Below are 23,848 nucleotides of genomic sequence, written 5' to 3'. Positions count from 1 at the left end.
CTGTCGACGTCCTTGAGCCGCGCCTGGTCGACGGGCTGGCGTCAACCCACCGCGCGCAGGCGAGCGCAGAGGTCGCCGGCGAAGAAGTCGAGGAAGCCGTCCGGGTCGGGGCCGGCGTTCTGCAGGACGATGTGGTCGAAGCCGGCCTCGACGTACGACCGGACCTTGGCGACGTGCGGTTCCGGGTCCGGGCCGACGGCGAAGAGGTGCCGGATGTGCTTCTCCTCGACGTGTGCGCTGGCCGCGTCGAAGTTGACCGGGTTCGGCAGTTCGCTCATCACCTTCCAGCCGGTGACCAGCCAGCGGCTCGTCTGCAACGCCGCCTGCACCGCCTGCTGCTCGTCGGTGGCCCAGGCCAGGGGCACCTCGGCGTAGCGCGGGCCCGAGCCCTGTGCGCGTCGGTAGTGGTCGACGATCGACGCGTCCGGTTCGGTGGCGAACAGGCCGTCACCCAACTCGGCGGCGAGCCGCGCCGAGACCTCGCCGCTGGCCGCCACCGCGATCACCGGCGGGGTGTCCGGCAGGTCGAAGACCCGGGCGTCCTCCAGTTGCAGGTGCCGACCCTCGTACGACTGGTAGCCGCCCTGCCAGAGCAGCCGGATGATCTGCAGCGCCTCGCGAAGTCGCTCGTGTCGGCCCCGCACACTGGGGAAGCCCTGCCCGACCACGTGCTCGTTGAGCCGCTCCCCGGCACCCACCCCGAGGGTGAACCGGCCGTCGGAGATCAGCGCCATGGTCGCGGCTGCCTGCGCGATGATCGCCGGGTGGTAGCGGACCGTCGGGCAGGTGACACCGGTGGCCAGGCCCAGGGTGCTCGTCCTGGCCGCGATGGCGCCGAGCACGCTCCAGGTGAAGGACGAGTGCCCCTGTGCGTCCAGCCAGGGGTGGAAGTGGTCGCTCATCTCGACGAAGTCGAAGCCGGCCCGCTCGGCCAGGACGGCCTGTCGGATGATCTCCTGCGGGCCGTACCCCTCCGAGGCCAGCTTGTAGCCGATCTGCATGAGCACGCTCCCGACGTCGTTCGCTGACCGAGGCAGCGGCGGTTCCCGACCTCCGCGCGGACAAACGCCGCCGAGGCGGCAAACCAGCCTCCTAGGATGCCATACGGGGTGTGCGGCGCCGACTCAGAGTCAGGTCACCGCTGCGGCGACTGCTTCCGGGGATCACCGAGAAGGTGCCTGCCTCGCACCTGAGGGAGATAGAGGCGGACGGCGTCGTGCACCGGGTCTCCTACGACGAGGTGCCGCCCCGGGTGGAGTACTCGTTGACCGAGGACGGCAGGCGCCTCAACGAGGCCCTCGAGCCGCTGGCCGACTGGGGCCGCGGCCGGTCGTCCGGTTGGCGCTCCTGAACGGTCCGCACCGAACCACGTCGGGCCCTGGGCCCCCCGTGGGGGGGGCCGGGCCGGCCGGGCGGCCTGGTGGGGGGGGGGGGGGGGGGGGGGCGGCGCGCGGCCGGCGGTCCGCCCGGCCCGCCCCCCCCCCCCCCCGCGCCGGCGCCCCGCGCCCCGCCGGCGGCCCCCCCCGCCCCCACGTCCGTCCGTGGTCCTACTTGGAGGGCTCGGGCAGCTTGCAGTCGATCTTCGGGTTGGCGCCGATGTAGTTCAGCGGCCCGGCCACGATGGTGACCAGGATGGTGCCGGCCTCGGCGCAGTTGGTGTCGTCGCCGCTGTAGTAACCGCGCTGGCCGGCGGCGATCGCGCCGATCACCAACCAGATCACGACGATGACTCCGAGAATCGAGCTGCCGCGCATCGCTGCCTCCTGAGGTATGTGGTGGATCTGAGGTGCAGCCGTTGTACCCAATCGGGTCACTCGGCTAACGGTTGCGTGCTACGACCTCCCGCCGGATCCTCCGTCCGGCCGATGGGGCCCGCCGTTGTGTACCGCTCGGGCATCCGCCGCCCGCACCGGGTCGCACCTGTCGGCTATCGGATCGACGACCGACCTCGCCGTCATCCGGGTCGGTGGACGTAGAACTGCCTCACGGCCCCGTCGAGGAGGACTCATGGACGCCCCGTCATCGCCCCTGTACATCGACCGCCCCGAGGACGTCGCGGTCGCGGCCCGCGCGCTGGCGGGCGGCGCGGTCGTCGCGGCGGCGTTCGCCAACTTCTACGTCATCGTGGCGCGCCCCGACGCGGCCGTCGTGGGCCGGGTCAACCTGGCCAAGGGGCGACCGGTCCACCAGGTCGGCAGCATCACCACCGCGATCGGCCGGATCCCGGGGATGTTCGACTGGACCCGGATCTCGCCGCGGTTGCCTGTCGGTCGGGTGCGGGCGCTGATGGACGCGCTCTACGGGGCCGGGCCGTTCGGCTTCCGCGGGCCTGCGGCGGATCGGCTCCCCGAGCACCTCACCCAGGTCGACAAGGGGTTGCGGACCACCCAGGTGATCGCTCCGGGTCTGACCTGCCCGTCCAACGACTTCTTCGAGCGGGCGCTCGCCGAGAGCGGTACGGATCACCTGTACATCACCTCGGCGAACCGGTCCCGGCACCTCACCGGTGCGGCGGAGGAACCGGCGCACTGGAAGGCGGGTGCGCTGGCCGCCGACTTCGCCCACCTCGACGATCTGGTGGTGCTGGTCCACCGGGACGAGGCGGCGGCCCGGGCCGCATACCCGGGCTACCTCGCCACGTCGGTGACCCTGCTCTCGTTCCACGCCCCGGAGGGTGACCTCGAGGAACCGCCGGTGCTCACCGTGGACCGGCACGGCTCGCTGCACCTGGACGACGTCCGCCGGGCCGCCGCGCCGCTGGGCCTGCAGGTGCGTCTGGCGGGCACCGCCCGGCACCGCCTGCGGGTGCGGGGGTACGCCGGGGCGCTGGTGTAGCCGGCTCACCCCGCGGGTGTCGGGCTCAGTGCGGCGGTGACGGGATCTCCGGCGGCTTGCCGTGGCTACGCCGAAAGTCCGCGTAGGCCACGCCGGCCAGCACCAGCAGCCCGCCGACGGAGGCCAACAGCGGCGGTAGGTACAGCAGGGCCGGGGCGATGGTCAGGAGCGCCAGCACGCCGCCGGGGCGGGACCACGACACCCGGCTGAACACCTCGTACTCGAAGGAGGCCCGGCCGGCCAGGAAGAGCGCCGGGCCGCCGAGGATCACCGCCAGCCACGACGGTGGGGTGCGTCCGGTCGGTTCGTGCAGCACCAGGTCGAAGCCGGAGGCCGTGGTGACCACACCGGCGATCATCAGCAGGTGGGTGTACGGCGCGCTGAACAGGAACTTGCCGGGTGACTGGGCCGCCTTGATGGCGGTCGGCAGCAGCTCGCCGGACTTGTGCACGTAGATCCGCCAGAGCAGCAGGGTGGTCAGGAACGCCACCGCGAACGCCCCGATGTTCTGGGCCTCGCTGTGCTCCATGCTGAACATGGTGCCGATCGTCAGGATGGCGTCACCGAGCGCGATGATGAAGAACTGTTGGTAGCGCTCGGAGAGGTGCTCCGCGGTGACGTTGCGCTGTTTCTCCGGCACGACCCCGAGCCCGGGCACCGGGTACGCGAGCCGGAAGCCGAGGTAGTCGATGGCGAGGGCGACGGCCCAGCAGACGATGCGGGCGTTCCCGCTGACGAATGCACCGATCAGCCAGGGGACCGCCGAGACCGCGAACCAGAGGAAGATGCGGGCCGCCCGACGCTGGGTCTGCGGTTCGCGGCGTACCGCGGGCATCAGGAACAGCCCGCGTCCCAGGTGGATCGCGACGTACGTGCCGGCGAAGACCAGCCCCCGGTCGTTGAACGCCTCCGGGATGGCCGTGGTCATCAGCAGCGCGCCGAACATCACGGCGCTGATCAGCAGCTTGATCTCGGTGCGTTCCGGGTTGTACAGGTCGGTGACGAGCGTGGTGATCGTCCAGGTCCACCAGACGGCGGCAAGCATGATCAGTGCTTCGGCGGCCCGGCGCCAGTCGAGCTGGTCGACCAGGCCCCGGGTGATGAGGGCCAGGGCGACCACGTACACCAGGTCGAAGAAGAGTTCGAGGAGGGTGACCCGGCGCGAGCCCTCCGGGTCGCGTACCGGCGGACCGCTGGCCTGCGGCGATCCGGGCTCCGGCGCGGCGAGGTGCACGGGATACTCCTGCGGAACCGCTCGACTCGACGGACCTGGCCGGTCCACCTCCCCGGACGGTAACGAGCGGTCGACCGCGGGACCCCGTGTTCGTCCCGGCTTCCCCCGACCGGGTCGGTCGGCTCGCGTTTGGGGGTGGTTACGTCGGCGGTTGCCCGTCTGCGCGGGGGGCGGCGAGGGCGTCGACGAGGCGACGGGCGGACCCGGCCAGGTTCCACCGTTGGGCGAGGTCGAGCAGGCGGTCGGGGTCGGCGGGGGCGTTCGGCAGCGCGGTGGGCAGCTCGGGCAGGGGCACGTCGAGGGCGACCCGGACCACCGTCGGCGCGACGCCCAGGTAGTCGCGCGCCGCGGCCAGCTTGGTGCGCAGGCCCGGTGCGAAGGACGAGTCGGAGTCGTCGAGCGCGGCCAGGATGCCGGCGATGCTGCCGTACCGCTCGATCAGCCGGGCGGCGGTCTTCTCCCCGACGCCCGCCACCCCGGGCAACCCGTCGCTCGGGTCGCCACGGAGCGCGGCGAAGTCGGCGTAGCGGTCGGCCGGCACGCCGTAGCGGGCCCGCACCGCGGCGTCGTCGCAGTCGTCGAGCTTGGCGACGCCGCGCCCGACGTAGAGCAGCCGGACCTGTCGGGCGTCGTCGATGAGCTGGAACAGGTCGCGGTCGCCGGAGACCACCTCGACCGGGCCCGGCTGGGTCACCGAGAGGGTGCCGAGCACGTCGTCGGCCTCGTAGCCGGTCGCGCCGACGGCGGTGATGCCCACCGCCGCGAGGACCTCCAGGATCATCGGGACCTGGGGGGAGAGGGTGTCCGGAACGATCTCGCCGCCCTGCGGTGCGACCCGGTGCGCCTTGTACGACGGCAGCAGGTCGACCCGCCACGCCGGGCGCCAGTCGTGGTCGAGTGCGCAGACCATCCGGTCGGCGCCCCGCACCCGGATCAGGGTGGCGAGCATGTCGAGGAAGCCGCGCACCGCGTTGACCGGGGTGCCGTCCTCGGCCCTGGCGGCGGACTCCGGGATGCCGAAGTAGGCCCGGAAGTAGAGGCTGGCTGCGTCGATCAGCAGGATCGGGGGTCGGTGTGCCACGCCGGACAGCCTGGCACAACCGTCCGACGATCTGGCGTACGCCCGGCCGTCGGTGGTGTCAGCGGCGCTCGTCGTGCTGGTAGACGGTCTCCCGCCGGGCCAGGTGCTGCACGACGTAGCTGGTCACCAGCAGCAGGATGGCGACCACCACCTCGACCCAGGCGGCGACGCCGTCGGCGACGGTGACGCCGATGATGAGCAGGACCAGGCCGACGAGTGCGAGGACTCCGGCCCACAGTTGACGGCGGCGGCGGGTCGCCGCCCGGTTCGCCTGGTTCGTTGCCACGTCGGTCCTCCCGGTCGGGTGCGCCCGCGCGGACGACCCGATTCCAGGCTAGGGCCGCGGGGACGCGCCGGGCCGGGAAACGACGGCGCGGTAAGTGGCAGGGCCACCGCGCCGACCGCCGACCCGACCATGCTCGTCGTGCCGGCGGCCGACCAGCGCCAGAACACCCCCGCCCGTACGTCGACGCGCGTGTCGCCGTCCCCCGTTTCGTCGGGCAAGTGCGTTCCAACCTGGAACGGACTATAGTCGAGGCGGGACCGACGGAGGTAGCCGGTGCGGCGAGAAGATCTTGCTGATGCGGACTGCGGCATCGCGCAGGCGCTTGGCGTGCTGGGGGACTGGTGGACGTTCCTCATCGTGCGGGACGTCGCCGGCGGGACGACCCGCTTCGACGCGCTCCAGCGTGAGCTGGGCGTCAGCCGTCGGGCGCTGACCGAGCGCCTCGGCGCGCTCGTCGAGCACGGTGTGCTGGAGCGCCGACCGTATTCGCGACACCCTCCCCGGTACGACTACCTGCTCACCGCCAGGGGCGAGGGGCTGTTGCCGGTGCTGGTCGCGTTGCAGGAATGGGGGACGAGACATCTCGTGGGTGACGGTGAGGTGACCGCGACGGCCGACGCCGGCTCGGCCGAGGCGCGCCGGGTGCACGACCTGGTCGGCCGGCGGTTGCCCGAGGTCGTCCTGCCCGCCGCCGACGGGCAGCCGGTGGCGGTGGCCGCGACGGGTGCCTGGACGGTCCTCTACCTGTTCCCCGGGGCGTACGCGCCCCAGGCGCACGACCACCCGCCCGGGTGGGCGGAGATCCCCGGTGCCCGGGGCTGCACCCTGGAGTCGACCACCTACGCCAAGCGTCATCCCGACTTCGCGGCCGCCGGTGCCCGGGTGTACGGCGTCAGCACCCAGCGGCCCGACCAACTCGCCGACTTCACCGCGTACGCCGAACTGCCGTTTCCGCTGCTGTCCGACGTGGACGGTCGGTTGGGGGCGGGCTTGTCGCTGCCGGTGTTCCGGGCGGGCGGGGTGACCCGGTTCAAGCGGCTGACGCTGCTGCTCGACCCGACGGCGGTGGTGCGGGCCGTGCAGTTCCCGGTCACCGACCCGGCCGGTTCGGTGCAGGAGATGCTCACCCTGGTGCGCGAGCACGCCGGAACCCCCGGCTGACGCGTTCGCGTCGACCGGGGGCTCCGGTGAGCCGGCTGCTCCCGAGACCCGGTGGGGTCGGGGAGCCTGCGGGCCCCTGTGTCAGGCGGGCAGCGTCCAGCGCTGGTTGGCGCCGGCGAAGCAGTCCCAGATCTGCAGCCGGGCGCCGTCGGCGGAGGTGTTGTCGGTGACGTCGAGGCACTTGTTCGACTGCGGGTTGCGCAGCGTCCCGTTGGACTGCGCCTGCCAGACCTGGGCGCCGCTGCCGTTGCAGTCCCAGAGCTGGACCTTCGCGCCGTTGGCGGTCGAGCCGCTGGTGATGTCGGCGCACTTGCCGAGGGCGCGCAGCGTGCTGTCGCTGGCCACCGTCCAGGTCTGGGCGTTGGTGCCGTTGCAGGTCCAGATCTGGATGGCGGCACCGTTGGCGGTGCTGGCCGAGGCCACGTCGACGCACTTGCCGCCGATGCCGGTGATCCGGCCGGTACGACCGGTCGGCGGCGGGGTGGTGCCGCCCATGATGGTGTCGTACATGGCGCTGAGCAGTGAGGTGGAGCCGGTGGTGTCCTGGGTCAGCTCCCAGTTCATCACGCCGCCGGCGTTGGCCAGCGCCCACTGCGTCTTGCGCTTGACCGTCGGGATGCCGTTCCAGCACTGCTGCGCGCCGCCGATGGTGGCGCAGTCCCGGTTGGCGTTCGCCGGGTCCATGCCCACCAGCGCCGAGTACGTGTAGTAGCCGGGGCGGCTGTAGAAGGGGATGCCGAGGACGGCCTTGCTGGCCGGCAGGCCGCGGGCCTTCCACCCGTTGATGCTGTTGATCGACCAGTCGTAGCCGGCGTGCGGGTTACCGCCGTCGTACGCCATGATGTTGAGCCAGTCGACCTGGTTGAACACGGCGGGCTGGACGCCGTCGAGGTAGTAGCCCTCGGAGACCACGGCGGCGGTGAGGAGCTTGCCGCGGCTGCGCAGCGCGCTACCGAGCTGCGTCATCAGCGTCGTGTAGTTGTTGGCCGATGCGCCCGGGTCGGGATACTCCCAGTCCATGTCGACGCCGTCGAGGTTGTACTGGTTGACGAAGTTGACCAGGTTGTTGACGAAGTTCGTCCGGCTGGTGGCGTTGGCGGCGAGCGCCTCGAAGGCCGAGTCGTTGCCGTCGTTCCAGCCGCCGACCGCGATCGACACCTTGACGTTGTTGGCGTGCCCCTGCGACACCAGCGAGGAGAGCCGCGCTCCGTCGACGCCCTGGAGGCTGCCGTTGCTGTTGGGCAGGATGAAGGCGTAGTTGATGTGGGTCAGCTTGTTGTACTGGATGGCGTTGATGTTGCCGGCCCAGGAGGGCATGTAGCCGACGCTCTTGAAGTTGTTCGGCAGCACCACGGCCTGTGCGGCGGTGGTGGTGACGGTGAGGGTGGCGGCGGCGGTGGCCAGCGCGAGGAGGCCGGCGGCGAGGGCGCGGCGCAGTGGTGAGGACATCGGGGGCCTTCCCGTGGGCGGGGGACGACGCCCGCCCACGCAGGGTTGTCGCGGGCGGGGAGGTGCGGGACGCAGGAACGGGTGGGGCCTCGAGGCAGCCAAATCTTAAAGAGTGTTAACTGTCAGAGTCAATCAACATCAGTGGATTTCTGCCGAGTCGATGCCAATGGGGGGTTTGACCAAACGACCGTTAAGCTGGCGGGGTGGGAATCGACGAGCTGTATCCGCCGGACCGACTGGTCGCCGCGCAGCGCGCCACGGCCGCCGCCGGCCTGGACGCCCTGCTGCTGACACCCGGCTCCGACCTGCGCTACCTGACCGGGTACGACGCCCACGCGGGCGAGCGGCTGACCTGCCTGGTGCTGCCCGCCGAGGGTGAGCCCACACTGATCGTGCCCAGGCTGGAACGGCCCGCGGCGGAGGCGGCCCCGAACACCGGGGTACGCATCGTCGACCACCCCGACGGCTCCGACCCGTACCCCCTCGTCGTCGCCGCCCTCGACGGCCCGGTCGCGACTGTCGGCCTGGCCGACCGGATGTGGGCCGAGCAGGTCCTCGCCCTACGCGCGGCGCTGCCCGACGCCGCGCAACGGCTCGCCTCCGAGGTGCTGCGCGAGCTACGCATCCGCAAGTCCCCGGCAGAGGCCGCGGCGCTCGCCGAGGCCGGCGCGGCAATCGACGGGGTGCACCTGCGGATGGGTGAGTGGCTGCGCCCCGGTCGCACCGAGGCCGAGGTCGCCACCGACATCGCCGCGGCGATCCGCGCCGCCGGGCACGTCACCGTCGACTTCGTCATCGTGGCCGCCGGACCGAACGGCGCCAGCCCCCACCACGGCACCTCCGACCGACCGATCGGCGTCGGCGAGCCGGTGGTCGTCGACATCGGCGGCACGATGCCCTCGGGCTACCGCTCGGACTGCACCCGCACCTACCTGGCCGGTGGAGCGGCACCGGCCGACTTCCTGGACTACTACGCGGTGCTGCGCGACGCCCAGCGCGCCGCCGTCGAGGCGGTGCGACCCGGCCTGACCGGCGCGGCGGCCGACGCCGCGGCCCGGGCGCCGATCGCCGCCGCCGGCTTCGGCCCGCAGTTCCTGCACCGCACCGGCCACGGCATCGGTCTCGACGGGCACGAGGAGCCGTACCTGGTGTCCGGCAACGACCGGCCCCTGGAGGCCGGCATGGCGTTCTCCATCGAACCGGGCATCTACCTGGCGGGCCGGCACGGCGCCCGCATCGAGGACATCGTCGTCTGCACCACAGACGGCGTGCAACGGCTCAACACCACCCCCACGGAGCTCATCGCGCTATGACTGTCGACCGGATCCTCCCCACCGACGAGGCCCACGACCTGCTGGGTCTCGCCACCGAGCTCGCCGACGGCGAGCTGGCCCCGAAGGCCGCGGCCTTCGAGGAACGCGCCGAGTTCCCCCGCGAGGTGCTGCGTACGCTCGGCCGGGCCGGCCTGCTCGGCCTGCCCTACCCCGAGGAGTACGGCGGCGCGGCCCAGCCGTACGAGGTGTACCTGCAGGTGCTGGAGATCCTGGCCAGCCGCTGGCTCGCGGTCGCCGAGGCGGTCAGCGTGCACACCCTGTCCTGCTACCCGGTGGCGGCGTTCGGCAGCGACGAGCAGCGCAAGCTGCTGCCGGACATGCTCGGCGGGGAGTTGCTCGGCGCGTACTGCCTCTCCGAGCCGCAGGGTGGCTCGGACGCGGCGGCGCTGACCACCCGGGCGGAACGCGACGGCGACGCGTACCTGGTCTCCGGCACCAAGGCGTGGATCACCCACGCCCGGACGGCCGACTTCTACAACGTCTTCTGCCGCACCGGTGGGCCCGGTCCGAAGGGGATCTCCTGCCTGGTCGCCGACGCGGGCACCGCCGGCATCACCCCGCAGGCGGCCGAGCGGACGATGGGGCTGCGCGCCTCCCCGGTGGCGCAGATCGCCTTCGACGAGGCGCGGGTGCCGGCCGACCGGCTCATCGGCGGCGAGGGGATGGGCTTCACCATCGCCATGTCCGCGCTGGACTCCGGCCGGCTGGGCATCGCCGCGTGCGCGGTCGGGCTGGCCCAGGCCGCCCTGGACTACGCGGTCTCCTACGCCCGGGAGCGGCAGCAGTTCGGCCGCTCCATCATCGACTTCCAGGGCCTCGGGTTCATGCTCGCCGACGCGGCCACCCAGATCTCCGCCGCCCGCGCGCTGACCCTGGCGGCGGCCCGGCTGCGCGACGCCGGCCGTCCGTACTCGATCGAGGCGGCCAAGGCGAAGCTCTTCGCCACCGACATGGCGATGCGGGTGACCACCGACGCGGTGCAGGTGCTCGGTGGGGCGGGTTACGTGGCCGACCACCCGGTGGAGCGGTACATGCGCGAGGCGAAGGTGCTCCAGATCGTCGAGGGCACCAACCAGATCCAGCGGATGGTGATCTCGCGGGCCCTCGCGAAGGACTGACGACGGTACGTGGCGGGCCGCGGTGGGTGCCCGCGCGCCCGCCGTGGCCCGCCACCTGGACACGTCGTCGCCGTACGACGGATTTCCCGGTAGGTTGCACGCCGTGGAGGAGATCGACCGCGCTATCGTCGCCGCGCTGACCGCCGACGGCCGTCTGTCGTACACCGACCTGGCCGAGCGGGTGGGGCTGTCGGTGTCCGCCGTGCACCAGCGGGTCCGCCGGCTGGAGCAGCGCGGAGTGATCAAGGGGTACGCCGCCCGGGTGTCGTTCGAGGCGCTGGAGCTGCCGCTCACCGCGTTCGTGGCGATCCGGCCGTTCGACCCGTCGCAGCCGGACGACGCCCCGGAGCGGCTGGCCCACCTGCCGGAGATCGACTCCTGCTACTCGGTGGCGGGGGAGGACTTCTACCTGCTGCTGGTGCGGGTGGCCAGCCCCACCGACCTGGAGCGGGTGCTCCAGGAGATTCGCACCTCGGCGAACGTCACGACGCGGACGACAGTGGTGTTGTCCACGCCGTACGAGAACCGGCCCCCGAAGATCAGCGGTGCGGCACCGAGTCGGTCGCGGTCCCGGGCGCCGGAGGAGCCGGCTGGTTCCACCGCAGAATGACCTGCCGGCCGTGTTCGTGACCGAGCGCGCTGACCGTGGCGGTCTCCAGGCGTAGCCGCCCACCCGCGGACGGGGGCAGGCCGATCCAGCGGGCGCCGAGCACGCGCAGGCTGTGCGCGTGCCCGACCAGCGCGACCGTACCCCGGTCGAGCAGTGGGGTGACGCGGGCCAGCACCCGGTCGAGTCGGTCGCCCACCTGCGCGGGGGACTCGCCGCCGGGGCAGCCGTCGGTCCAGATGTTCCAGTGCGGGTCGTCGTCGTGGATGTCGACGGTGGTGCGGCCCTCGTACTCGCCGTAGTTCCACTCGCTGAGGTCCTCGTCGACGCCGTCGACGGTGAGCCCGGCCAGTTGCGCGGTGCGCAGCGCCCGGGAGCGGGGGCTGGCCAGCACGGTCACGAAGCGCCGGCCGGCGAGGAACGCGGCCAGGGTGCGGGCCTGCCGCTCCCCGTCGGGGGTCAGCTCCAGATCGGTGTACGAGGTGTGCCGCAGGCTGGCGCTCCAGGTGGTCTCGCCGTGCCGGATCAGCAGGAGCTCTCCCATGCGGTCAGTTAACCACCGGCATCTGTCAGCCTTCCTACAACCTACCTTCCTAGGACGCTTTAGAGGGTGTGCCGACCGGCACCGCCAGTTTCGGCACCCGCAGACCGGGCACACGAGCCAGGACAACCGCCAGACCGAGGAGGCGCGATGAGCTTCACCGAGAAGGCAAAGAACAAGGTCGAGCAGATGGCCGGCGCCGCGAGGGAGCGCGTCGGCGACATGACCGACAACGAGCGGATGCGTGGCGAGGGCGCCAGCCAGCAGAGCGACGCGCGCGCCAAGCAGGCCGGTCAGAACGTCAAGGACGCCGGTCGCAACGTGAAGGACTCCTTCACCAAGTGACCTGCGCGGTCCACGGGTCCCCGGGCGCACCGTCGTCCGGGGACCCGTCGTGTGCGGCTACTGTCGGCCGGTGACCGTACTGCGCTCCCTGGTGTTGTTCGCCCTTGCCGCGCTGGCCGAGATCGGCGGCGCCTGGCTGGTCTGGCAGGGCTGGCGGGAGCAGCGCGGGCTGTGGTGGATCGCGGCGGGGGTGGTCGCGCTGGGCTGCTACGGCTTCGTCGCGACGTTTCAGCCGGACGCGAACTTCGGCCGGATCCTGGCCGCGTACGGCGGGGTGTTCGTGGCCGGGTCGCTGGGTTGGGCGATGGTGGTGGACGGCTTCCGCCCGGACCGCTGGGACCTGACCGGTGCGGCGCTCTGCCTACTCGGCGTAGCAGTCATCATGTACGCCCCACGCGGCGCCCCCGCGTAACCGCACCCCACCCCACCTAGCCCCGCCTAGCCCCGACCCGCCCCGACCCGCTTCGCTCCGTCGATCATGGAGTTGTGGTGGTGGACAAAGCGCCTGGGAGAACCCAAACCAGGCACCACAACTCCATGATCGACGCCCAAGCCCTCCAGCCCGCGACTCGGCGCGCCGATCTTGCACTTTCTGTTGCGGCATTTAGGACAACCCGGTCAATCCGACGACCGTAAGCGCAAGATCGGCGCGCGGGGCCGAGCGCGGGGGCGGGGACAGGGCGGGGCAGTGAGGGTGGCTCGCGTTTGGAATGATCGGCGGCGTGATTCGCGCTCGGCTTCGTCCGTTGTGGTGTGGTGTGCTCGCGGCGGTGGCCGTTGTCGGCGGTGCCGCGTGCACGGCATCTCGGGTGCCACCGCCGGACCGGCCCGTCTTCGTCGGGTCGTCGGCCTCGTCGACCCCGACCGGTGCCTCGTCGGCCGGGGCCTCTCCGACGGCGCCGTCGACGGATGTTTCTCCGGTGGTGCCGTCGGGTGGCGTCTCGTCGCCGCCGAGCGTCGCCGCGGTGCCGGGCGGAACGCCGACCGGGGCCAGGGCGCCGGTGGTGGACCACGGCCCGCGCACCGGCAACAGGGTCGCGTTGACCTTCGACGCGGACATGACCGACGGGATGCTTGCCAGCCTGCGGTCCGGGAAGGTGAAGTCGTACGCGAACCTGCGCATCCTCGACCTGCTGGAGCGGGAGCAGGTGCCGGCGACGTTCTTCCTGACCGGCAAGTGGGTGCAGCGGTATCCGGACGTGACCCGGCGGATCGCCGGCAATCCGCGTTTCGAGTTGGCCAACCACACGTTTGGGCACGCGGCGTTCACCGCCAACTGTTACGACCTGCCCCGGCAGCCGGTCGGTGAGCTGGCCGGCGATGTGGCGAAGACGTTCGAGGTGATCGAGCCGTACGGGGGTCGGCAGACCCGGTACTTCCGGTTCCCGGGGTTGTGCCATGACGCGGCGGCGCTCGACGCGTTGGCGCCGTTGGGTGTGACGGTGGTCGATGGTGACGTGGTCAGCGGGGATCCGTTCGCGACGGCGTGGAAGCCGTTGGTGCGGGCGGTGTTGGACCATGTTCGCCCCGGGTCGGTGGTGATCATGCATGTGACCGAGGCGAACGCGGCGATGACCGATGAGGCGTTGCCGCACATCCTGGCGGGGTTGCGTGAGCGCGGGCTGGTCCCAGCGCCGCTGTCCGAGGTGCTGACCGCCGGCTGAGGGCCGCGGTCTGAAGGCTGCGGTCTGAGGCTCGGCCGTCCTGGCCTGTCACGCTCGGAGTCGCACCGGACATGGAGTGGGTGTGAGCTCCGGGACAGAGCATGACGAGGACCGCTTCCGGCGGGCGTACGCCGAGGATTTCGAGTCGCTGTTGGCGTACGCGTTGCGGCGCGTCGCGCATCCCGAGGATGCGGCGGATGTCGTCGCGGAGACCTTCCTGGTGGCGTGGCGTCGGCGGCGGGACATCCCGGTCGCTGGGGAGGCCCGGCTGTGGCTGTACGGGGTGGCTCGGCGGGTGTTGGCCAACCAACTCCGGGGTGGTGTTCGCCGGCAGCGCCTGGGCGAGCGGTTACGTCAGCAGATCGTGGTTGCGGTTGCCGACCCGGGCAGTGAGGTGCCCGAGCGGCTTGCTGTTCGGAAAGCCCTGGCGGGTCTGGCTGAGGTGGACCGGGAGGTGTTGATGCTGACCGTCTGGGAGGGGCTGCTGCCCCATGAGGTGGCCGCGGTCCTGGGGGTGCGTCCTGCGGTGGTCCGGACCCGGTTGTCGCGGGCGCGGGCGCGGTTGCGGGGGCTGGTCGGTGACGACCCCGGGCCGCCCGGACATGTACTCGACGTGCTGACTACATCTACCCGTAAGGAGGGCTGATGACGACAGGGGAGCGGGTCGACCAGCTGGTCCGGGATGCCGATCCGGGTGGGCTCGGGGTGATGGGGGACTTCGGCGGGGTGAAGCAGGCCCTCCTGGTCGAGATCATGTCGGAGTCGTCGTCCGGGCGTCTGGTCGGTGTGTCGCGTCGGTTTCGGATGAGTCGTTACGCCGGCCTCGTGGCGGCGGCTGCCGTGCTCGTGACCGTGGTGCCGGCGTCCATGGTGCTGCGGGGGCAGTCAGGGGGCGATGGGGTGTCTCCGATCGTCACTGCGGACGCGCGAGCGGTCTATTCGCCGACGGCGATGGCGGCGGCGGAGAGGAATCCGCGGCTGCTGATCGATCGGGCGGGGTGGACGGTGACGGGCCTGTACGGCGTCGCCGAGGAGCATGGCGCGGTCAGGTTTCGCCGGGGTGAGCGGGAGCTGGAGATGAACTGGTATTCGGCGTACGTGTACTCGGATCGGTATTCCGATAAGCGCGTTGACGGTCCTGCGAGGTCGGTACGGGTGGACGGTTGGCCGGCTGATGTGTTCCAGGGCCTCAGCGGTGATTTCACCGTGCTGGTGCGTCCTCGCGACAACGTGGTCGTCGAGATGAAGACGTCCGGGAAGTGGTCGCGTAAGGACCTGGACCGGGTTCTGGCGGACGTCGTTCGGGTGGACGCGCGGACGTGGTTGGCGGTGCTTCCGGCGGAGATGGTGATGCCGGTGCGGGAGCGGGCGGCGACGGTGCTCGCCGATGTGCCGCTGCCGCCGGGGTTCGACGTTGCCGCGTTGGAGGAGATCGGGGTGAGTGACTCGTACCAGTTCGGCGTGGGGGTGACGTCCCGGGTGGGCTGTGGGTGGATCGCGGAGTGGCAGCGGGCGCGGGCGAGTGGGGACGAGGCCGGGGTGCGGCGGGCCACCGAGGCGTTGCGCGGCAGCCGCGGGTGGCGGGTGCTGCGGGACCTGGACAAGGCCGGTGACTGGTCGGAGGTGTTCTGGGAGTACGCCGACGAGGTCGCGGCGGGGACGGTGCGGGCCGGGTACGTGCAGGCGCTGGGCTGCCGCTGACGGGGGACGACGACACCCCCGGGGAGGTCCCGGGGGTGTCGTCGTCGGTGGGGTCAGTCGTCGCGGTGCTCGTTCCACCACTGCTGGCCGTCGGCGGGCAGGGTGTCGATCGGGTCGTAGTAGGCGTAGCGCTTGTTGAGCGCCTCCAGGTCGGCCGATTCGATGGAGGTGCGGTAGTTCTTCGTCCAGTAGGAGATGCCGCGTTCACGGTCGTAGTCGGTGAGCATGTGCACCCAGCGCTTGCCGACGAAGGGCACGTCGCAGACGATGCGGGGGGTGGCGTAGCCGGGTAGGTAGCCCATGATGTCGTGCTGGAGTTGTTGGGCGTGCCAGACCGGGACGCGCCAGTGTTCAGCGTTGGGGATCATGTCGCACATGTAGAAGTAGTACGGCAGGATCCCGGCTTCGCCCTGGAGGGCGAAGCAGAGGTCGAGCAGTTCCGGGGTGGTGGCGTTGACGCCGCGCATGAGGACGCCCTGGTTGCGGACGTCGCGGACGCCGACGTCGAGGGCGGTCTGGGCGGCCTTGGCGACCAGTGGGGTGAGTGACTGGGCGTGGTTGACGTGGGTGTGGATGGCGAGGTTGACGCCGCGGCGGGCGGCGGTGCGGGCCACCCGCTCCAGGCCTTCGACGACGTCGGGCTGCAGCCAGTGTTGGGGCAGGCCCATGAGGGCCTTGGTGGCGAGCCGGATGTCGCGGACCGTCTCCAGTTCCAGCAGGCGCATGAGGTACGACTCGAGGTTGCGCCAGGGGACGTTTGCCACGTCGCCGCCGGAGACGACGACGTCGCGGACGCCGGGGTGTGCCTTGAGGTAGGCGATGTGGGCGTCGTAGCGGTCGACGGGCTTGAGGGTGAGTTTGAGTTTGTCGACGGCGGGGGTGGAGTTGCCGACGAGGTCCATCCGGGTGCAGTGCCCGCAGTACTGGGGGCAGGTGGAGAGCAGTTCGGCGAGGACCTTGGTGGGGTAGCGGTGGGTGAGGCCTTCGGCGACCCACATGTCGTGTTCGTGGAGGCTGTCGCGGCTGGCGTAGGGGTGTGAGGGCCAGTCGGTGCGTCGGTCGGAGGCGACGGGGATCATGTAGCGGCGGATGGGGTCGGCGAGCAGCGCCTCGGTGGTGAGGGGCGCGAACGGCACCATCGTGTTGATCATCTGTGGTGGCACCAGCATGGACATGGTGGCCATGGCCTTCTGGTCGGCCTCGAGGTCGGCGTAGAAGCTTTCGTCGACGAGGTCACCGAGGACGGCGCGGAGCTGCTTGATGTTCTTGACGCAGTTGACGCGTTGCCACTGGGCGGATTCCCACTGGTCCCGGGTGACGTGGCGCCAGCCGGGGAAGCGGGTCCAGTCGGGTTCGACCAGGGGGCGGCGGTGGTATTCGTAGGGCTGCCCGGCGGTCGGTGTGGCGACCGGGGCGTGACGGGGTTGCGGGATGGTCTGGGTCACGGCCCCTCCTCGGTGGTGCTGTTGATCGGCGGGCCCGAAGGCTACTGGAAAATATCCGGTACAGAAACTAGTCTGCCGTAAGTTTTCCCGCTACGCGAGCCTTGGCCGAGGCTTCGGGCGGCTGGGCAGGGGAGGTTGGCGTGTCGTCACCGGTGGGACTGCACCGCGTCGTACAACCGGCGGGGGTGCTGCCGCAGGCGGCCTGGCGGCTGGACGCGTCGGCGGCCATCGCGCCGAACGAGGTGCGGATCCGGGTGCAGCGGCTCAACCTGGACGCGGCGAGCTTCCGGCAGTTGTCGGAGAAGCACGGCGGTGACGGTGACGCGGTCCGCGCCGAGGTGTTGGAGATCATCTCGACCCGGGGGAAGATGCAGAACCCGGTGACCGGGTCGGGTGGGATGCTGATCGGCACCGTCGAGGAGGCCGGCCGGCGGTCCCCGCTGGGGCTCGCGGTCGGGCAGCGGGTCGCCACCCTGGTGTCGTTGACGCTGACGCCGTTGGTGATCACCGACGGGTTGGCGCGCTGGGATGGGCGCAGCGAGCAGGTGCCCTGTGACGGGTGGGCGATCCTGTTCGCGCGGTCCATCGCCGCCGTGCTGCCCGCCGATGAGGACCCGCAGTTGTCCCTCGCCGTGCTAGACGTGTGCGGGGCGCCGGCGTTGACCGCCCGGGTGGTGTCGCGTTACGTCGAGGATCGTCGGCGCAGCGGTGATCCGACGCCGGTGCGGGTCGCGGTGATCGGCGGGGCCGGTAAGAGCGGGTCGCTGTCCCTCGCGGCGGCACGGCGGGCGGGCGCCGCGCGTACCGTCGGGGTGGTGCCGGTGGCGGCGGAGCGCGACGCGCTGACGGCCGCCGGGTTGGCGTCGGTGGTGGCGGTGGCCGACGCGCGGGACCCGGTGGGGTTGTCCACGGCGGTGACCACCGCGCTGGGTGTGCCGGCGGACGTGACCGTGGTCTGCGTGGACGTGCCGGGGTGTGAGCACGGGGCGGTGCTGGCCACCGCGGACGGCGGCACGGTGATCTTCTTCTCGATGGCGACGAGCTTCTCGGCGGCCGCGTTGGGCGCGGAGGGGTTGGCGGCGGACGTGACGATGCTGGTGGGCAACGGGTACGTGCCGGGGCACGCGGAGATGGCGTTGGGGCTGCTGCGGGCCGAGCCGGGGGTGCGTCAGCTGTTCGCGGCGCGGGTCGCGGCAGACTGAGGTCATGACGAACCCCTCGACGTTGTACCGCGGCGGTGTGCTGCACTGCCCCGCCGACCCGAGCGCCACCGCGCTGCTGGTGTCCGGCGGGCGGATTGCCTGGTTGGGGACCGACGGTGACGCGCCGCCGGCCGATCGGGTGGTGGATCTGGGTGGGGCGTTGGTGACGCCCGCGTTCGTGGACGCGCACGTGCACGCCACCGACACCGGGTTGGCGTTGTCCGGGTTGGATCTGTCCGGGGTGCGCTCGGCCGGGCAGTTGCTCGACGCGGTGGCGGGGTTCGCGGCGGGCCTGCCGGCGGATGCGGTGGTGCTGGGGCACGGGTGGGACGAGTCGACGTGGCCGGATGCGGCCCTGCCGGACGCGTCGGCGCTGGACCGGGCGGCCGGTGGCCGGCGGGTGTATCTGTCGCAGGCGTCGATCCACTCGGCGTTGGTGTCGTCGGCCCTGTTGGCGGTGTGCCCGCAGGCGGCGGCCGTGCCGGGTTTCGACTCCTCGGGCTGGTTGCGGCGCGACGCGCACCATGTGGTGCGGGCGGCGGCGCAGGGTTCGGTGAGTCGGGCGCAGCGGGTCGCCGCGCAGCGGGTGGCCCTGTCGCACGCGGCGTCGCTGGGGATCGCGGCGGTGCACGAGTGCGGTGGTCCGGACATCTCCGACGAGGAGGACTTCACCGGCCTGTTGGGCATCTCCGGTGCGGGGTTGCCGGAGGTGTACGGGTACTGGGGTGAGTTGGGTGGTGCGGCGCGGGCCCGGGAGTTGGGGGCCGTGGGCGCCGGTGGTGATCTGTTCGCGGACGGGGCGTTGGGGTCGCGGACGGCGCACGTGTCGCTGCCGTACGGCGACGGCGACGGTTGTGGGCACGGGTACCTGACGGCAGAGCAGGTGCGTGATCACCTGGTGGACTGTGCGGCGCACGGGATGCAGGGCGGCTTCCACGCGATCGGTGACGCCGCGATCGGCACCGTGCTGGACGGGTTCGCGGCGGCGGCGCAGACGGTGGGATTGGAGCGGGTGCGCGCGGCCCGGCACCGCATCGAGCACGCGGAGATCATGAGCAAGGCGTTGATCGCGCGGTTCGTGGAGTACGGGGTGGTGGCGAGCATGCAGCCGGCGTTCGACCGGTTGTGGGGCGGCGCGGGCCGGATGTACGAGGCGCGGTTGGGGTTGGACCGGTCGTTGGAGTCGAACCCGATGGGTGCGATGCACTCGGTGGGGGTGGCGTTGGCGTTCGGGTCGGATTCGCCGGTGACGCCGTTGGATCCGTGGGGGTCGGTGCGGGCGGCGGCGGCGCACCACAACCCGGCGCAGCGGATGGGGGTGCGGTCGGCGTTCGCGGCGCACACCCGGGGCGGGTGGCGGGCGGTGCACCTGGACGTCGAGGGGGTCCTGGCGTTGGGTGCGCCGGCGACGTTCGCGGTGTGGTCGACGCCGGCGGGGGTGGAGCGGGGTCTGCCGGTGTTGCAGGCCGAGGATCCGGAGCTGCGGGGTCCGGGGGACCCGACGCCGTTGCCGGTGTGCCGGCGCCTGGTGCTGCGCGGTGAGGTCATCTATGAGGAAGGGTCGTCATGACCGGGAAGCTCGATCTTGATCCGGTGCTGGTGGCGCGGGCGCGGGAGTTGGCGCGTCGGGCCGGGCAGCCGGTGGTGGACCTGGCGCGCAGCCACACCACCGTGTCGGTGGAGCGGGCGGTGCTGCGGTTGGCCGGGGTGACCGGCGCGGACCCGGACGGTATCCCGTGGGTGAACCGGCTCGTCGACGCGGTCGCCGCGGACGTCGGTCTGGGGCACGGGGTGGCGGTGCCGGTGTTCGACGCCCTGGTGCGCGAGGGCAGCACGGATGTGACGTTGCTGGCGCAGAAGGCCGCCGCCGGGTCGGTGCGGTTCGCCCAGCCGACCGGGCGGGCGGCGACGGCGGCCCGGTCGGCGTCGCGCAGGGCGGTCGGGGCGGGGATCCGGCGGATCGACCGGCGGCGGGCCGAGCGGGACCGCCTGGTGAAGCGGCACGGGGATCCGGCGCAGCGGCCGTGGATCTACCTGATCGTGGCGACCGGCGACATCTACGAGGACATCCCGCAGGCGCAGGCGGCGGCGCGGGCCGGCGCGGACGTGATCGCGGTGATCCGTTCCACCGGGCAGTCGTTGCTGGACTACGTGCCCGAGGGCGCGACCCGGGAGGGGTTCGCCGGCACGTACGCGACGCAGGAGAACTTCCGGTTGATGCGGGCGGCGTTGGACGAGTCGTCGAAGGAGGTGGGCCGCTACGTGCGGTTGACCAACTACGCGTCCGGGTTGTGCATGCCGGAGATGGCGACCCTGGCCGGGTTGGAACGCCTCGACATGATGTTGAACGATTCGATGTACGGGATCCTGTTCCGTGACATCAATCCGGTGCGCACGTTCGTCGACCAGCGGTTCTCCCGGCAGGTGCACGCCCGCGCCGGGATCATCATCAACACCGGTGAGGACAACTACCTGACCACCGCGGACGCGGTCGACGAGGCGCACACGGTGACGGTGTCGCAGTTGCTCAACGAGTTCTTCGCGCACGAGGCGGGGTTGGCGGACTGGCAGTTGGGCCTGGGGCACGCGTTCGAGATCAACCCGGAGGTGCCGGAGTCGTTCCGGTTGGAGTTGGCGCACGCCCTGTTGGCCCGGGAGTTGTTCCCGGACGCGCCGTTGAAGTGGATGCCGCCGACGAAGCACATGACCGGGGACGTGTTCCGGGGCAACCTGCTCGACGGGTTCTTCAACCTGGCCGGGGCGCTTACCGGTCAGGGCATCCTGCTGGTGGGGATGATGACCGAGGCGGTGGTGACGCCGTGGCTGTCCGACCGGGACATCGCCCTGCAGAACGTGCGGTACGTGTTGGGTGCGGCCGGCGGGTTGCACGAGGACTTCGTGCCGGCGGCGGGTGGGTTCATCCGCCGCCGCGCCAACCAGGTCCTCGGTGAGGCCCTGGACCTGTTGGAGCGCATCGGGGAGCAGACGCTGCTCAGCGCGATCGCCGAGGGCACCTTCGGGATCATGAAGCGGCCCGCCGACCGGGGCAAGGGCCTGGCCGGGGTGGCCGCGCACGAGGCCGGCTACTACAACCCGGCCACCGAGATCCTGGAAGGGGACGCGGCATGAGCGAGCGCACCGGCCAGCACAGCGCCGCTGCCGCCGCGAAGAAGATCGTGCGGCCGTACGGGGACACCACCGGCGACGGGATGGTGCAGGTGTCGTTCACCCTGCCGGTGTCGCACGACAAGCGGGCCGAGGGCGCGGCGGTGCAGTTGGCCGCCAAGATGGGCATCGACCCGGCGATGGTGGTGCACGCCAAACCGATGGGCGACGGGTTCACGTTCTTCGTCGTCTACGGGCGGGTGAACCACCTGGTCGACCTGGGCGCGGTGCAGGTGGTGGAGCGCGACTTCGCCCTGCTGTCGGCCAAGGACGTCAACACGGTGATCAAGCAGCGGTTGCGGCGCAAGCTGTCCGTGGTCGGGGCGTGCATCGGCACCGACGCGCACACCGTGGGCATCGACGCGATCCTGAACGTCAAGGGCATCGCGGGGGAGAAGGGCCTGGAGTACTACCGGGAGTTGAAGGTCACCAACATGGGTGCGCAGGTCAGCGTGCCGGAGTTGGTGGAGACCGCCCGGGCGGAGAAGGCCGACGCGGTGCTGGTGTCGCAGGTGGTCACCCAACGCGACGCGCACCTGCACAACACCCGGGAGATGTCGGCGGCGTTCCGGGAGGCCATGCCGGCGGGCAGACGGCCGCTGCTGATCGTCGGTGGTCCCCGGTTCGACGAGACGATGACCGACGAGTTGGGCGTGGACCGGATCTTTGGCCGGGGCACCACCCCCGGCGAGGTGGCCAGCTACCTCGTGCACGCTCTGATCACCCAACGGAAGGCGATGGCATGACCGACGCGCGGCTCGGGTTGACGGTGACGCACCGGCGGTATGTGCCGTACTCGCACGCCCACTACGCCGGGAACCTGGTCGACGGGGCGTACGCCCTGGGGTTGTTCGGCGATGTCGCCACGGAGGTGTGCATCCGCACCGACGGTGACGAGGGCCTGTTCGCCGGGTACGCCGACGTGCGGTTCCACGCGCCCGTGCACGCCGGGGACGTGGTGGAGGTGACCGCGCGGGTGGCGCGGCTGGGCACCCGCAGCCGCACCCTGGAGTTGAGCTGCGCGGTGGTGTGCCGGGGCCGCCCGGATCGTTCCGCGTCCGCCGCCGAGGTCCTCGACCCGCCGATCGTGGCGGTCACCGCGACCGGCACCGTGGTCGTCCCCGCCGCCGACCTGAGTCGCCAGGAGTGAGCCAAGGTCGCGACCAGGGGACGCCGGGGACCCTGGCGGTCTGCGCGGACGTCGGCTCCACGTACACGAAGGTGGCGGTGGTGGACCTGGCCGCCGGTGTCCTCGCCGGGGCGGCGGCGGCGCCCACCACGGTGGGCACCGACGTGCTGCACGGCCTGGACGCCGCGGTCGCCGCGGCCACCGCCGGGCTGGGGATCGCCGACGTGCCCTGGTACGTGTGCTCGTCAGCCGGTGGTGGGCTGCGGCTGGCCGTGGTCGGCTACGAGCCGTTGGTCACCGCGCAGGCCGGCCGCCGGGTCGGGTTGTCCGCCGGCGCGCACGTGGTGCACGTGGCGGCCGGTCGCCTCGGGGCGGCCGACCTGACGGCGTTGCGGGCGGCCCGGTGCGACGTGGTGCTGCTCGTCGGCGGCACTGACGGCGGCGACACCGACACCATCACCCACAACGCGACCCGCCTGGCCCGCGCCCGCTGGCGCACACCCGTGGTGTACGCGGGCAACGCCGACGTCCGCGCCCAGGTGACCGGGTTGCTGCGCGACGCCGGGGTGCCGGTCACCGACGCGGATAACGTCCTGCCGCGCATCGGGGTGCTCGCCCCGGCGTCGGCGCGGGCGGCGATCCGGACGGTGTTCCTGCGCCACGTCATCGGTGGTAAACGACTGTCCAGGGGTTCCCGGTTCGCCCGACTGGTGCGGGCGGCGACGCCCGACGCGGTGCTCACCGGTGTGGAGGTGCTCGCCGACACCCTCGGTGGTGACCTGGCCGTCGTCGACGTGGGTGGGGCCACCACCGACGTGTACTCGGTGCTCACGCCGGACGAGCGGGCCAGCGGGCCGGGTCGGGAGGTCGCCGGCGTTCTGTGGCGGGCCCGCACGGTCGAGGGCGACCTGGGCATGCGGTGGAGTGCCCCGGGGGTGGTGCGCGCCGCCGTGGAGGAGCGGCTGCTGTCGGCGGCCGAGGCCGATGACCTGGCGGCCGCCGCGGCGCGCCGGGCGGCCGACCCGGCGTTGCTTGCCGACGACGACGAGGAGCGGGCCGTGGACCGGCGCATCGCGACCCTCGCCGCGACGGTGGCGCTGCGCCGGCACGCCCGGGGGGCCGCCACCGGGGAGCGGGCCGGGCGGGACCTGCGCGACGTGCGGCTGTTGGTGGGCTCCGGTGGGGTGCTGCGGCACGCGCCCGCGCAGGTGTCCGGGGAGGTGTTGACGGCGGTCCTGGCCGATCACGCCGGCGGGTGGGCGCTGCCGCGTGCCGCCGCCGCGGTCGTCGACGCCGACTACGTGCTGGCCGCCGGAGGGCTGCTCGCCGAGGAGCATCCGGTGGCCGCGCGGGCGCTGCTGCGTCACCATCTGGGTACGTATTGAGACGCGCCGACCCGACACGCCGTGTCGCAACACACGACAGGCCGTTCGCGGGTTGACAACCGACGGGGGTCGGCACGTACCGTCTTTGAGTCCTACCACGGGAAGCGGCTGTTGTTCGCTTCGTCCCTTCGTCCGCTGGCCGAGCGACATTTTCAGCGTCATCGTC

The 23,848-nt window shown here is 71.9% G+C and carries 25 protein-coding genes; 17 read left to right on the top strand and 8 right to left on the bottom strand.

The window, feature by feature from the left end:
* Window positions 1-41: 41 nt before the first annotated feature.
* Window positions 42-1,001: a TIGR03557 family F420-dependent LLM class oxidoreductase gene (locus AB0C15_RS10030; protein WP_357350627.1), complete on the bottom strand. Its 960-nt coding sequence runs from the start codon at window positions 999-1,001 to the stop codon at window positions 42-44.
* A gap of 110 nt (window positions 1,002-1,111) precedes the next feature.
* Here AB0C15_RS10030 and AB0C15_RS10025 point away from each other — a divergent pair, with 110 nt between their 5' ends.
* Window positions 1,112-1,351: a winged helix-turn-helix transcriptional regulator gene (locus AB0C15_RS10025; protein WP_357350624.1), complete on the top strand. Its 240-nt coding sequence runs from the start codon at window positions 1,112-1,114 to the stop codon at window positions 1,349-1,351.
* Between the two features lie 196 nt (window positions 1,352-1,547).
* Here AB0C15_RS10025 and AB0C15_RS10020 read toward each other — a convergent pair whose 3' ends face one another.
* Complete coding sequence (locus AB0C15_RS10020; RefSeq protein ID WP_357350623.1) at window positions 1,548-1,754, bottom strand: hypothetical protein; 207 nt, start codon at window positions 1,752-1,754, stop codon at window positions 1,548-1,550.
* Between the two features lie 253 nt (window positions 1,755-2,007).
* Between AB0C15_RS10020 and AB0C15_RS10015 the strand changes: the two genes are divergently transcribed.
* Window positions 2,008-2,835: a hypothetical protein gene (locus AB0C15_RS10015; protein ID WP_357350621.1), complete on the top strand. Its 828-nt coding sequence runs from the start codon at window positions 2,008-2,010 to the stop codon at window positions 2,833-2,835.
* A gap of 25 nt (window positions 2,836-2,860) precedes the next feature.
* On the opposite strand, the gene AB0C15_RS10010 is transcribed toward AB0C15_RS10015, so the two are convergent.
* The 3 genes from AB0C15_RS10010 to AB0C15_RS10000 all read right to left on the bottom strand — a co-directional run bounded on the left by AB0C15_RS10010 (window position 2,861) and on the right by AB0C15_RS10000 (window position 5,436).
* On the bottom strand, window positions 2,861-4,117 hold the full coding sequence (locus AB0C15_RS10010; RefSeq protein WP_357350619.1) for a low temperature requirement protein A: 1,257 nt from the start codon (window positions 4,115-4,117) through the stop codon (window positions 2,861-2,863).
* Between the two features lie 91 nt (window positions 4,118-4,208).
* Window positions 4,209-5,150, bottom strand: a complete 942-nt coding sequence (locus AB0C15_RS10005; RefSeq protein WP_357350617.1) for a 5'-3' exonuclease — start codon at window positions 5,148-5,150, stop codon at window positions 4,209-4,211.
* Between the two features lie 58 nt (window positions 5,151-5,208).
* The gene (locus AB0C15_RS10000; protein WP_357350615.1) at window positions 5,209-5,436 is read right to left on the bottom strand and encodes a hypothetical protein; all 228 of its coding nucleotides are present in this window, start codon (window positions 5,434-5,436) and stop codon (window positions 5,209-5,211) included.
* A 273-nt stretch (window positions 5,437-5,709) separates the two neighbouring features.
* Between AB0C15_RS10000 and AB0C15_RS09995 the strand changes: the two genes are divergently transcribed.
* Window positions 5,710-6,597, top strand: coding sequence for a winged helix-turn-helix transcriptional regulator (locus AB0C15_RS09995; protein WP_357350613.1), 888 nt, complete (start codon window positions 5,710-5,712; stop codon window positions 6,595-6,597).
* A gap of 81 nt (window positions 6,598-6,678) precedes the next feature.
* Here AB0C15_RS09995 and AB0C15_RS09990 read toward each other — a convergent pair whose 3' ends face one another.
* Window positions 6,679-8,046, bottom strand: coding sequence for a glycosyl hydrolase family 18 protein (locus AB0C15_RS09990; protein ID WP_357350611.1), 1,368 nt, complete (start codon window positions 8,044-8,046; stop codon window positions 6,679-6,681).
* Window positions 8,047-8,249: 203 nt separating this feature from the next.
* On the opposite strand from AB0C15_RS09990, the gene AB0C15_RS09985 reads away from it, so the two are divergent.
* The 3 genes from AB0C15_RS09985 (at window position 8,250) to AB0C15_RS09975 (ending at window position 11,108) form a co-directional block, all read left to right on the top strand.
* Window positions 8,250-9,359 carry a Xaa-Pro peptidase family protein gene (locus AB0C15_RS09985; protein WP_357350609.1) on the top strand — a complete coding sequence of 370 codons (1,110 nt, stop codon included), beginning with the start codon at window positions 8,250-8,252 and terminating at the stop codon, window positions 9,357-9,359.
* The gene (locus AB0C15_RS09980; RefSeq protein WP_357350605.1) at window positions 9,356-10,498 is read left to right on the top strand and encodes an acyl-CoA dehydrogenase family protein; all 1,143 of its coding nucleotides are present in this window, start codon (window positions 9,356-9,358) and stop codon (window positions 10,496-10,498) included. The genes AB0C15_RS09985 and AB0C15_RS09980 overlap by 4 nt, the downstream gene beginning before the upstream one ends.
* 103 nt (window positions 10,499-10,601) lie before the next feature.
* On the top strand, window positions 10,602-11,108 hold the full coding sequence (locus AB0C15_RS09975) for an Lrp/AsnC family transcriptional regulator (RefSeq protein WP_357350603.1): 507 nt from the start codon (window positions 10,602-10,604) through the stop codon (window positions 11,106-11,108).
* On the opposite strand, the gene AB0C15_RS09970 is transcribed toward AB0C15_RS09975, so the two are convergent.
* Window positions 11,038-11,649 carry a histidine phosphatase family protein gene (locus tag AB0C15_RS09970; protein WP_357350601.1) on the bottom strand — a complete coding sequence of 204 codons (612 nt, stop codon included), beginning with the start codon at window positions 11,647-11,649 and terminating at the stop codon, window positions 11,038-11,040. The two genes, AB0C15_RS09975 and AB0C15_RS09970, sit on opposite strands and share 71 nt — an antisense overlap.
* Window positions 11,650-11,796: 147 nt before the next feature.
* Here AB0C15_RS09970 and AB0C15_RS09965 point away from each other — a divergent pair, with 147 nt between their 5' ends.
* From AB0C15_RS09965 to AB0C15_RS09945, 5 genes are all read left to right on the top strand, one after another.
* Complete coding sequence (locus AB0C15_RS09965) at window positions 11,797-11,991, top strand: CsbD family protein (protein WP_088989634.1); 195 nt, start codon at window positions 11,797-11,799, stop codon at window positions 11,989-11,991.
* Between the two features lie 70 nt (window positions 11,992-12,061).
* Entirely contained in the window at window positions 12,062-12,403 is a 342-nt protein-coding gene (locus AB0C15_RS09960) for a YnfA family protein (protein WP_357350599.1), read from the top strand.
* 508 nt (window positions 12,404-12,911) lie between these two features.
* Window positions 12,912-13,655 (top strand): polysaccharide deacetylase family protein, encoded by a 744-nt coding sequence (locus tag AB0C15_RS09955; protein WP_357350597.1) that lies wholly within the window; start codon window positions 12,912-12,914, stop codon window positions 13,653-13,655.
* Between the two features lie 82 nt (window positions 13,656-13,737).
* Complete coding sequence (locus AB0C15_RS09950) at window positions 13,738-14,301, top strand: RNA polymerase sigma factor (RefSeq protein ID WP_357350595.1); 564 nt, start codon at window positions 13,738-13,740, stop codon at window positions 14,299-14,301.
* Window positions 14,301-15,356 carry a hypothetical protein gene (locus tag AB0C15_RS09945; protein ID WP_357350593.1) on the top strand — a complete coding sequence of 352 codons (1,056 nt, stop codon included), beginning with the start codon at window positions 14,301-14,303 and terminating at the stop codon, window positions 15,354-15,356. The genes AB0C15_RS09950 and AB0C15_RS09945 overlap by 1 nt, the downstream gene beginning before the upstream one ends.
* Window positions 15,357-15,409: 53 nt before the next feature.
* On the opposite strand, the gene AB0C15_RS09940 is transcribed toward AB0C15_RS09945, so the two are convergent.
* Entirely contained in the window at window positions 15,410-16,801 is a 1,392-nt protein-coding gene (locus tag AB0C15_RS09940; RefSeq protein ID WP_357350591.1) for a lysine 2,3-aminomutase, read from the bottom strand.
* Between the two features lie 140 nt (window positions 16,802-16,941).
* Between AB0C15_RS09940 and AB0C15_RS09935 the strand changes: the two genes are divergently transcribed.
* The 6 genes from AB0C15_RS09935 to AB0C15_RS09910 are packed head-to-tail and all read left to right on the top strand — an operon-like array spanning window position 16,942 to window position 23,682.
* Window positions 16,942-18,003, top strand: coding sequence for a zinc-binding alcohol dehydrogenase (locus AB0C15_RS09935; protein WP_357350589.1), 1,062 nt, complete (start codon window positions 16,942-16,944; stop codon window positions 18,001-18,003).
* Between the two features lie 4 nt (window positions 18,004-18,007).
* Window positions 18,008-19,573, top strand: a complete 1,566-nt coding sequence (locus AB0C15_RS09930; RefSeq protein WP_357350587.1) for an amidohydrolase — start codon at window positions 18,008-18,010, stop codon at window positions 19,571-19,573.
* A complete protein-coding gene (locus AB0C15_RS09925) occupies window positions 19,570-21,132 on the top strand; it encodes a lysine 5,6-aminomutase subunit alpha (RefSeq protein ID WP_357350585.1) in 1,563 nt (520 codons plus the stop codon). Before AB0C15_RS09930 ends, AB0C15_RS09925 begins: the two co-directional genes overlap by 4 nt.
* Complete coding sequence (locus AB0C15_RS09920; protein WP_357350583.1) at window positions 21,129-21,914, top strand: OAM dimerization domain-containing protein; 786 nt, start codon at window positions 21,129-21,131, stop codon at window positions 21,912-21,914. The genes AB0C15_RS09925 and AB0C15_RS09920 overlap by 4 nt, the downstream gene beginning before the upstream one ends.
* On the top strand, window positions 21,911-22,318 hold the full coding sequence (locus AB0C15_RS09915; RefSeq protein ID WP_357350581.1) for a hotdog domain-containing protein: 408 nt from the start codon (window positions 21,911-21,913) through the stop codon (window positions 22,316-22,318). Before AB0C15_RS09920 ends, AB0C15_RS09915 begins: the two co-directional genes overlap by 4 nt.
* Window positions 22,319-22,350: 32 nt before the next feature.
* Window positions 22,351-23,682, top strand: coding sequence for a glutamate mutase L (locus AB0C15_RS09910; protein WP_357350848.1), 1,332 nt, complete (start codon window positions 22,351-22,353; stop codon window positions 23,680-23,682).
* Window positions 23,683-23,848 lie beyond the last annotated feature (166 nt).

Source organism: Micromonospora sp. NPDC048835 (genome assembly GCF_040649995.1).
Lineage (GTDB): Bacteria > Actinomycetota > Actinomycetes > Mycobacteriales > Micromonosporaceae > Micromonospora.
Note: the sequence above shows the minus strand (reverse complement) of the source record. Positions and strands in the feature narration are given on the sequence as shown.

What these genes read in the sequence shown, in the direction of transcription:
- AB0C15_RS09980 (WP_357350605.1), top strand. Translation starts at nt 9,356, where the DNA reads ATGACTGTCGACCGGATCCTCCCCACCGACGAGGCCCACGACCTGCTG.
- AB0C15_RS09970 (WP_357350601.1), bottom strand. Translation starts at nt 11,649, where the DNA reads ATGGGAGAGCTCCTGCTGATCCGGCACGGCGAGACCACCTGGAGCGCC.
- AB0C15_RS09915 (WP_357350581.1), top strand. Translation starts at nt 21,911, where the DNA reads ATGACCGACGCGCGGCTCGGGTTGACGGTGACGCACCGGCGGTATGTG.
- AB0C15_RS10030 (WP_357350627.1), bottom strand. Translation starts at nt 1,001, where the DNA reads ATGCAGATCGGCTACAAGCTGGCCTCGGAGGGGTACGGCCCGCAGGAG.
- AB0C15_RS09965 (WP_088989634.1), top strand. Translation starts at nt 11,797, where the DNA reads ATGAGCTTCACCGAGAAGGCAAAGAACAAGGTCGAGCAGATGGCCGGC.
- AB0C15_RS09925 (WP_357350585.1), top strand. Translation starts at nt 19,570, where the DNA reads ATGACCGGGAAGCTCGATCTTGATCCGGTGCTGGTGGCGCGGGCGCGG.
- AB0C15_RS09930 (WP_357350587.1), top strand. Translation starts at nt 18,008, where the DNA reads ATGACGAACCCCTCGACGTTGTACCGCGGCGGTGTGCTGCACTGCCCC.
- AB0C15_RS09920 (WP_357350583.1), top strand. Translation starts at nt 21,129, where the DNA reads ATGAGCGAGCGCACCGGCCAGCACAGCGCCGCTGCCGCCGCGAAGAAG.
- AB0C15_RS09990 (WP_357350611.1), bottom strand. Translation starts at nt 8,046, where the DNA reads ATGTCCTCACCACTGCGCCGCGCCCTCGCCGCCGGCCTCCTCGCGCTG.
- AB0C15_RS09945 (WP_357350593.1), top strand. Translation starts at nt 14,301, where the DNA reads ATGACGACAGGGGAGCGGGTCGACCAGCTGGTCCGGGATGCCGATCCG.
- AB0C15_RS10020 (WP_357350623.1), bottom strand. Translation starts at nt 1,754, where the DNA reads ATGCGCGGCAGCTCGATTCTCGGAGTCATCGTCGTGATCTGGTTGGTG.
- AB0C15_RS10015 (WP_357350621.1), top strand. Translation starts at nt 2,008, where the DNA reads ATGGACGCCCCGTCATCGCCCCTGTACATCGACCGCCCCGAGGACGTC.